Below are 7,804 nucleotides of genomic sequence, written 5' to 3'. Positions count from 1 at the left end.
ACCGACTCCTGTGCCGGCCCTGGCCCGCGCCTACCCGTCTCCGCCTCCGTCGGCACCGAGCCCCGCCCACCGTCCCGGCGAAGTGTGCCGGCGGATGCCGGTGCCCGAGCAGCCGCGCGACCGCCCGTCCGCCGCCGGGCATTGACCCCGTCCAGGCCAGCACCCGCAGCGCCCGCCGCACACCTATCAGCGTCCCCGCGATCCCCCGCAGCGGCTCATACGTCCAGTCAGCGGCGCCCCACCGTCCACGGCTGGAGCAGCATGCGAAGATCCACTCGCCGCCTCGTTCTCGCGCTGGTCACGATGCTGTTACCGGTCAACCAGGCGGCGGCCGGTCCGCGGGGCGCCGAGGCCATCGCCTGGGCGCCCTGTGCCGAGGGCGCGCGCTGCCCGGCCGTGCCGTACGCGAGCGCGCCGACGCCGCCGAGGACCTGGGCCTTCACGTCAGGAGGCCGGTGAGGCGGTGTTGAGGCGGTGGGGGCCTGCGCCTTTCTCGCCGAGGCGGTCGCGGGGGTTGACCAGCGCGCACTGCTCGAACGACAAACAGCCGCAGCCGATGCAGTCGGTGAACAGGTCGCGCATCCGCTCCAGCCGTTCGATCCGGCTGTTGAGCTCCCTGCTCCAGCACTCGGAGGCCCGCAGCCAGAACTCGCGGGTCGGGGTGGCGCCTTCCGGGAGGAAGGACAGCACCTCGCCGATCACCGTCAGAGGGATGCCGACGGTCTGCGAGGCGCGGATGAAGGCCACCACGCGCAGCGTGGTCCGGTGGTAGCGGCGCTGGTTCCCGGTGGTACGGCGGCTGTGGATGAGCCCTTGGCGCTCGTAGAAGCGCAGGGCCGAAGCGGGCACACCGCTGCGTTCCGACAGCTCACCGATGGTCAGTTCCTTGGTGTTCCAGGAGACGGTGGTCATCAGCCGATCCTACGACTTGACTTGAACAATGGTTTAAGTTCGAGCATGGCCACATGACTGAGCGAAACGAGCAGAAGAAGATCCTCGTCACCGGGGCGACCGGCAACGTGGGCAGGAACGTGGTGTCCCTGCTGACCGAGGCCGGGCACACGCCGCGCGTACTGGTCAGGGACCCGCGTTCCGCCCGCCTGCCCGCCGGGGTCGAGGTGGCCGTCGGAGACCTGACGGAGCCGGGCTCTCTGGACGCGGCGCTGGAGGGTGTGGAGTCGGTGTTCCTGCTGTGGCCGTTCGTCACGGCGGAGGGCGCGGAGCCGGTGGTGGAAGCGATCGCCAAGCACTCGCGCCAGGTGGTCTACCTGTCGGCCTTCTCCGTGCGCGACGACGCCGAACCGGCGGAGAACGGGGTGTGGGGCCAGGTCGAGCGGCTGATCGAGCGCTCCGGTGTGCGGTGGACGTTCCTGCGGGCCGGCGGGTTCGCCGCCAACACCCTGGGCTGGGCCGGCCAGATCCGCGACACGGGCGTGGTGCGGGCGCCGTACGCGGGCGCGGCCAGGTCGCTGATCCACGAGGCCGACATCGCGGCCGTGGCGGCATCGGCGCTGACCGAGGACGGGCACGACGGCCGGCGATACCTGCTCACGGGCCCTGAGGTGCTCACCCAGGCCGAGCAGGTACGCCTCATCGGCGCGGCGATCGGGCGGGAGCTGCGCTTCGACGAGCAGCCGCGCGAGGAGGCCCGCGAGCAGATGGTCGCCGCCTGGGGAGCGCCGGAATTCGTGGACCAGGCGCTCGATCACTGGGCCCGCATCGTGGACGAGCCGGAGCCGGTCGTCCCCACCGTGCGCGAGGTGACCGGCCGCCCGGCCCGTACGTTCCTGGAGTGGGCCCGCGACCACGCGGCCGACTTCCGGAATGTACGGGACGTCGCCGACGCCTACGCGGGAGCGTTCCTGCGGGGGTCCCTGGAGGAGGCCATGGCGCTCCTGGCGGAAGACATCGTGCGCGTGGCGCCGCTGGAGGGTGGCGGGGAGCTGCACGGCCCGCGGGCGATCGTGGAGAACGCCGGGCGACTCACGGCGGACTACGACATCCACGGCGTCGACGTCGAGGGGCCGTTCGTAGCGGGTGACCGGTTCGCGATCAAGTTCACCTTCGACGAGCTCCACCGGCCGACCGGGCAGCGTACGAACACCACCAAGATGTCCCTCTACACGGTCTCCGGCGGGCGCATCGTCCGCGAGGAGGTCTACTACTTCGACCGACCGCAGGCGGTCCTACGGTGACGGGGCACGGTCAGCGTTCCCGCCGCAGGACGGACAGGCGTACCTGGTTGAAAGCTTCACCGTCGTGGAGCCGTCGTCGCAGTTGACGGGATCATCCCGCGCGCGGTGATTGAGGTCGGGTCGTCCCGATGCTTAGGGTTTCCGGTATCGATCCGCCGAAGGAGGCCGCCATGCGAGCCCGTGTCGTCCCGGCCCTGATCCTCGCGCTGCTGGCCCTGGTCATCACCGCTCCAGAGGCGCGCGCCCAGGTGGTGGGGGGTTTCGACTTCTCCAGGGCGGAGGTCTCCGTCACCGGGCTGCAGGTGCCCTGGGCCCTGGCGTTCCTGCCGGACGGCAGCGCGCTGGTCTCCGAGCGGAACACCGGCCGGATCCTCCAGGCCCGCCCCGGCCAGACGCCTACCCCGGTCGCCACGATCAGCGGGGTGAGCGCCTCGGGCGAGAGCGGCCTGCTCGGCATCGCGGTGTCGCCTTCGTACGCCCAGGACGGCTGGGTGTACGCCTACTTCACCAGCACCAGCGGCGACAACCGCCTGGTCAGGTTCCAGCTGAGCGCCGCCCAGACGCAGACGGTGCTCTTCTCAGGGGTGCCGAGCGGCACCATCCACGACGGCGGTCGCATCGCCTTCGGCCCGGACGGCATGCTGTACGTGGCGACCGGCGACGCCGGCACCACCGCCAACGCCCAGAACCTCAGCAGCCCCGCCGGGAAGATCCTGCGCATGACGCCCACCGGCGGCGTCCCGTCCGGCAATCCGTTCTCCGGCTCCCGCGTCTGGAGCTACGGCCACCGCAACGTGCAGGGCCTGGCCTGGGACTCCCAGGGCAGGATGTACGCCACCGAGTTCGGCCAGAACACCTGGGACGAGGTCAACCAGATCGTGGCGGGCGGCAACTACGGCTGGCCCACGTGCGAGGGGAACTGCGGCGACACCTCCTTCCGCAGCCCGATCGTCACCTGGACGACCGCCGAGGCGTCACCGAGCGGACTGGCGTACGCCAACGACACCCTCTTCGCCGCGGGGCTGCGCGGCCAGCGGCTCTGGACGGTGCCGTTGACCAGCGGCGGCACGGCGGGCACGCCGGTGGCCGAGCTCCAGTCCGCCTACGGGCGGCTGCGCGGCGTCGCCGTCGGACCGGACGGCTGGCTCTGGGTGACGACCAGCAACCGGGACGGCCGCGGCACGCCGGTGGCCCAGGACGACCGCATCATCCGCATCCCACCGGCCACGGGTGGCGGCACCCAGACGCCCTCCGGCCTCCAGCGCACCGGCATGTGACCTCAGGGGGCCTCACTACGATGGGCTGGTGTCCGGCTCGACCGACTCCGCGGCTTTCGAGGAAGGCGCCACCCCGCGCCGCTCCCCACCGCCCGGCGACGTGGGGCCGCACGCGAGGTCGTGGCGAGCACTGAGGAGCATGCGTGAGTTTCAGCCATCTGTCCCACCTGGAATGCGGCCGGTGCGGAGCCGACCATGACAGCGAGCGACCGCAGAATCTCTGCGCGAAGTGCGGATCCCCGCTGCTCGCCCGCTACGACCTGGCGGCCGTACGGTCCTCGGTGAGCCCGGCGGAGCTCGCGACGCGCGCGCCGGACCTGTGGCGCTACCACGAGCTGCTGCCGGTCCGCGACCCGCGCGCGGTGACCACCCTGGGCGAGGGGATGACGCCGTTGCTGCCCATGGCCAGGTACGGCGAGCGCGCCGGCCTGCCGCGGCTGCTGATGAAGGACGAAGGGCTGATCCCCACCGGCTCGTTCAAGGCGCGCGGCGCCGCGGTCGGCGTGTCACGCGCGGCCGAGCTGGGGATCGAGCGGCTGGCGATGCCGACCAACGGCAACGCCGGAGCGGCCTGGGCACTCTACGGCGCCCGCGCCGGGCTGACCGCCACGGTCGTCATGCCGGTGGACGCGCCGGAGATCACCCGCAGGGAGTGCGTGGCGTCGGGCACGGATCTGCACCTGGTGGACGGCCTGATCAGCGACGCGGGGCGGATGGTCGGGGAGCTGGTCGCGGCATCGGACGGCCGGGTGTTCGACACCTCGACGCTCAAGGAGCCGTACCGCATCGAGGGCAAGAAGACCATGGGCATCGAGATCGCCGAGCAGCTCGGCTGGCGTACTCCCGACGTGATCCTCTACCCCACCGGCGGCGGCGTGGGCCTGATCGGCATCCACAAGGCGCTGAACGAGCTGCGCGAGCTCGGCTGGATCTCGGGTCCGCTGCCGCGGCTGGTCGCGGTCCAGGCCGAGGGCTGCGCGCCGATCGTGCGCGCGTTCGAGCGCGGGGAGCGGGAGAGCACCTACTGGGAGGACTCGCGTACGGTGGCGTTCGGCATCAACGTGCCCAAGCCGCTGGGCGACTTCCTCATCCTGGAGGCGCTGGCCGAGACCTCGGGGACCGCGGTCACGGTCACCGACGCCGAGTTGCTGGCCGAGCTGCGGGAGGTCGCGGCCCTGGAAGGGGCGTTCGTCTGCCCGGAGGGCGCGGCGGCCTTCGCTGCGGCCCGCAAGCTGCGCGCGTCCGGCTGGATCGGCGCGGACGACCAGGTCGTGGTGCTGAACACGGGGGCCGGCCTGAAGTATCCGGGTACGGTCCCAGTGGACGCGCCGGTCCTCGCGGCCGACGCCCACCTCGTCTAGACAGCCTTCCTGGCCGTGCACCCGGCGGGGACCTCGCTTTCCCGGCGTGATTGAATCGGCTCTCGCCGGAGCGCCAAGGCAACGAGGGGGACGCGGTGACGGTCGATCGTGAGCGAAGCGTGGTGTTCGGCGAGGCGGTCAGCCAGTACGAGTCGGCCAGACAGGGCTATCCCGCCCAGCTCGTCACCGAGGTGCTCGGCTACGCGCCCGTCGGCCCCCTGCTGGAGGTGGGCGCGGGCACGGGCAAGGCCACCGCGGCCTTCGCCGCCCGCGGAGCGGACCTGACCTGCGTCGAACCCGACCCCAGAATGGCCGCCGCGCTGACCGCGAACTGCCCGGACGTCCGGGTCGAGCTCGGCAGGTTCGAGGACTACGTCCCTGACCGGGCGTTCGCCCTGCTCTACTCCGCCCAGGCCTGGCACTGGGTCGACCGGGCCAGGCGCTGGGACCTGGCCCACGCCGCCCTGGCGCCCTCCGGCGCGGTGGCGATCTTCTGGAACCGCTACGTCGTCACCGACCCCGAGTTGCGGGCCGCCCTGGCCGCGGTGGACGACCGCCACGGACTGGACAGCACGAGCCTGCACCAGAACACGCCGCTCCGGACCGAGGACTCCGGGCACGAGCTGGCCCGTGACCCCCGCTTCACCGACCTCGGACATCGCCACTACACGCACACCGACTGGTACGCCGCCGACCGCTACGTCGACCTGCTCCGCTCGATGTCCGGGTACCGGATCCTGGACCCCGGCACCCGCGAGGCGCTGCTGCGGGAGGTCTCCGCCCTGCTGGGCGACGGCGTGGACATGACCCTCGTCACCGACCTCGCCCTCGCCCGCCGGGCCCGCTGACCGCGCCACGGGTCTACTGACGCGGGCTGGCCGAGCCCAGGTCGGCGAGGCTGTGGACATGCGCGTCCGCGTCGATGCGCGCGTCTTCCCTGATCAGGTCCGTGACGGCGTTGATGAGGGCCAGGTGCGAGAACGCCTGCGGGAAGTTCCCCAGGTGGCGGCCGGTGTGCGAGTCGATCTCCTCGGCGTACAGGAGCAACGGGCTGGCGGCGGCGAGCACCTTCTCGCACAGTGCCCGCGCGCGGCGGACCTCCCCGATCCCGATCAGCGCCGAGACCAGCCAGAACGAGCAGATCGTGAACGTTCCCTCCTCGCCGCTGAAGCCGTCGTCCGTCTCCTCGACCCGGTAGCGCAGCACCAGCTCGTCCTCGGTGAGCTCGTCGGCGATGGCCAGCACCGTCGCCCGCACCCGCGGGTCCGTGGGCGGCAGGAAACCGACGAGGGGGATCAGCAGCGCGGCGGCGTCCAGCGCCGAGGTGTCGTAGTGCTGGCAGAAGACTCCACGGTCGTCGGTACCGTGGGCGCAGACGTCGGCGTGGATCTCGTCGGCGATCCGCCGCCACTCGGCCGCCTGCTCGGTGTCGCCGCGCAGCAGAGCCAGCTTCGCGCCGCGGTCCAGGGCCACCCAGCAGAGGACCTTGGAGGCGGTGAAGTGCCGCGCCGGGCCCCGGACCTCCCACAGGCCCTGGTCGGGCTGCCGCCAGTGCTCGATCGCGGCCCCCACCTGACGCCTCAGCATCGGCCACCTGCGCTCGTCCAGCTCGTCACGGCAACAGGTGTGCAGGTAGACCGAGTCGAGCAGGACTCCCCAGACGTCGTGCTGGCGCTGGTCCCACGCGCCGTTGCCGATGCGGACCGGGCGGGCGCCTTCGTAGCCGGACAGGTGGTCGAGGACGTGCTCGGTCAGGTCCCGCTCGCCGCCTATCCCGTACATGATCTGCAGATCGGCTTCCTGCTCGGCGAGGTCGGCGATGAAGCAGAAGAAGTCGTCGGCCTCCCGGTCCAGGCCCAGCGTGTACAGACCCCAGAGCATGAACGTCGCGTCCCGCAGCCAGGTGAAGCGGTAGTCGTAGTTGCGTTCCCCGCCCGGGGTCTCGGGCAGCGAGGAGGTCGCGGCCGCGAGCAGGGCGCCGGTGGGCGCGTAGATCAGGCCCTTCAGCGTCAGCGCGGACCGCTGCAGGTACTTGCGCCAGGGGTGGTCGGGGAAGGTGCCGCGGCTGATCCACTCGTGCCAGAAGTCCGCGGTGCGGGTGAGCCGCCGATGAGCCTCGGAGAAGCTCGCCGGCGGATCGCCGTCGCTCCACGAGAGCGCGCAGAACGCCTGCTCCCCGGCGTGCAGGCGGCGTCTCGCCATCGCCCGCGGGCCCTCGAACCCCACGTTGAGGTCGGTGGTCAGCCGGAACCGCGGTTCGCCCTCGACGAGGACCTCGGCCTGCCCGTAGCCGCCGCCGAGGTGGCGCCACTCTCCGCGCCCGCGGCCGTAGTCGAAGGCGGGTTCGCACTCCATGACGAAGTCGACGGCCCCGTTCAGGCAACGCACCGTCCTGAGCAGGACGCGCTCGGCGCTGTGATCGACGGGTACGCGCCGGTGCGTGCCCGACCGGTTCGAAGTGTATCGCCACGGCCCCACGAGGAGCACGTCGCGGACCACGGCCCAGCCGGTGGGAACGTTCCACGTGGTCTCCAGCACCATCGTCCCCGGCAGATAACGCCGTCCGGACGGCACGGTGACGTCCGCCGGACCGAGCCGGAAGAAGCCGGCGTCCCGGTCGAGCATCGCCGCGAAGACGCTGGGGCCGTCCATCCTGGGCAGGCACATCCACTCCACGCTGCCGCTCGGTGCGACCAACGCGGTCACCTCGCAGTCGGAGAGGAACCCGTAGTCGGCGATCGGAGGGAACGGACTCCCTCCCAGCGTCAGATGAGACCTTCCGACCGGCATGCCTGCCATCGCCTCCGCCCCCTTCGGATCGACCGCCATCGGCCGGGCGCTCTCCCGACTACCCAGGTCACGGGCCGGCAATCAAGCGGGGTCCACGCCCGCCGACCGGGGATTACGCCGCCCCTCTAGGGGTACGTGAGCCGCCCGCACGGGCGACGGCAGGCCCGGGGCGGGCCGCCAC

At 72.0% G+C, this 7,804-nt stretch carries 7 protein-coding genes; 4 read left to right on the top strand and 3 right to left on the bottom strand.

What is annotated here, in order from left to right; genetic code table 11:
- Positions 1 to 227 precede the first annotated feature (227 nt).
- Together ITP53_RS36850 and soxR are read right to left on the bottom strand one after the other, a co-directional pair.
- Positions 228 to 443, bottom strand: a complete 216-nt coding sequence (locus tag ITP53_RS36850; protein WP_195900094.1) for a hypothetical protein — start codon at positions 441 to 443, stop codon at positions 228 to 230.
- A 1-nt stretch (position 444) separates the two neighbouring features.
- The gene (gene soxR, locus ITP53_RS36845; RefSeq protein ID WP_195900093.1) at positions 445 to 912 is read right to left on the bottom strand and encodes a redox-sensitive transcriptional activator SoxR; all 468 of its coding nucleotides are present in this window, start codon (positions 910 to 912) and stop codon (positions 445 to 447) included.
- 53 nt (positions 913 to 965) lie between these two features.
- Between soxR and ITP53_RS36840 the strand changes: the two genes are divergently transcribed.
- From ITP53_RS36840 to ITP53_RS36825, 4 genes are all read left to right on the top strand, one after another.
- Entirely contained in the window at positions 966 to 2,195 is a 1,230-nt protein-coding gene (locus tag ITP53_RS36840; protein ID WP_195900092.1) for an NmrA family NAD(P)-binding protein, read from the top strand.
- Between the two features lie 170 nt (positions 2,196 to 2,365).
- Positions 2,366 to 3,472, top strand: a complete 1,107-nt coding sequence (locus tag ITP53_RS36835) for a PQQ-dependent sugar dehydrogenase (protein ID WP_195900091.1) — start codon at positions 2,366 to 2,368, stop codon at positions 3,470 to 3,472.
- 143 nt (positions 3,473 to 3,615) lie between these two features.
- The gene (locus ITP53_RS36830) at positions 3,616 to 4,833 is read left to right on the top strand and encodes a threonine synthase (RefSeq protein WP_195900090.1); all 1,218 of its coding nucleotides are present in this window, start codon (positions 3,616 to 3,618) and stop codon (positions 4,831 to 4,833) included.
- 95 nt (positions 4,834 to 4,928) lie between these two features.
- Positions 4,929 to 5,681 carry a methyltransferase domain-containing protein gene (locus ITP53_RS36825; protein WP_195900089.1) on the top strand — a complete coding sequence of 251 codons (753 nt, stop codon included), beginning with the start codon at positions 4,929 to 4,931 and terminating at the stop codon, positions 5,679 to 5,681.
- A 13-nt stretch (positions 5,682 to 5,694) separates the two neighbouring features.
- Here the strand turns inward: ITP53_RS36825 and ITP53_RS36820 are convergent, their stop codons facing one another.
- Entirely contained in the window at positions 5,695 to 7,662 is a 1,968-nt protein-coding gene (locus ITP53_RS36820; protein ID WP_195900088.1) for a glycoside hydrolase family 15 protein, read from the bottom strand.
- Between the last annotated feature and the right edge of the window lie 142 nt (positions 7,663 to 7,804).

This window comes from Nonomuraea cypriaca, assembly GCF_015645445.1.
GTDB classification, from domain to species: Bacteria; Actinomycetota; Actinomycetes; order Streptosporangiales; family Streptosporangiaceae; genus Nonomuraea; species Nonomuraea cypriaca.
This window is presented reverse-complemented; position numbering and strand designations above follow the sequence as displayed.

Coding starts and splice junctions, on each gene's coding strand:
- ITP53_RS36820 (WP_195900088.1), bottom strand. CDS start 7,662: ATGGCGGTCGATCCGAAGGGGGCGGAGGCGATGGCAGGCATGCCGGTC.
- ITP53_RS36840 (WP_195900092.1), top strand. CDS start 966: ATGACTGAGCGAAACGAGCAGAAGAAGATCCTCGTCACCGGGGCGACC.
- ITP53_RS36835 (WP_195900091.1), top strand. CDS start 2,366: ATGCGAGCCCGTGTCGTCCCGGCCCTGATCCTCGCGCTGCTGGCCCTG.
- soxR (WP_195900093.1), bottom strand. CDS start 912: ATGACCACCGTCTCCTGGAACACCAAGGAACTGACCATCGGTGAGCTG.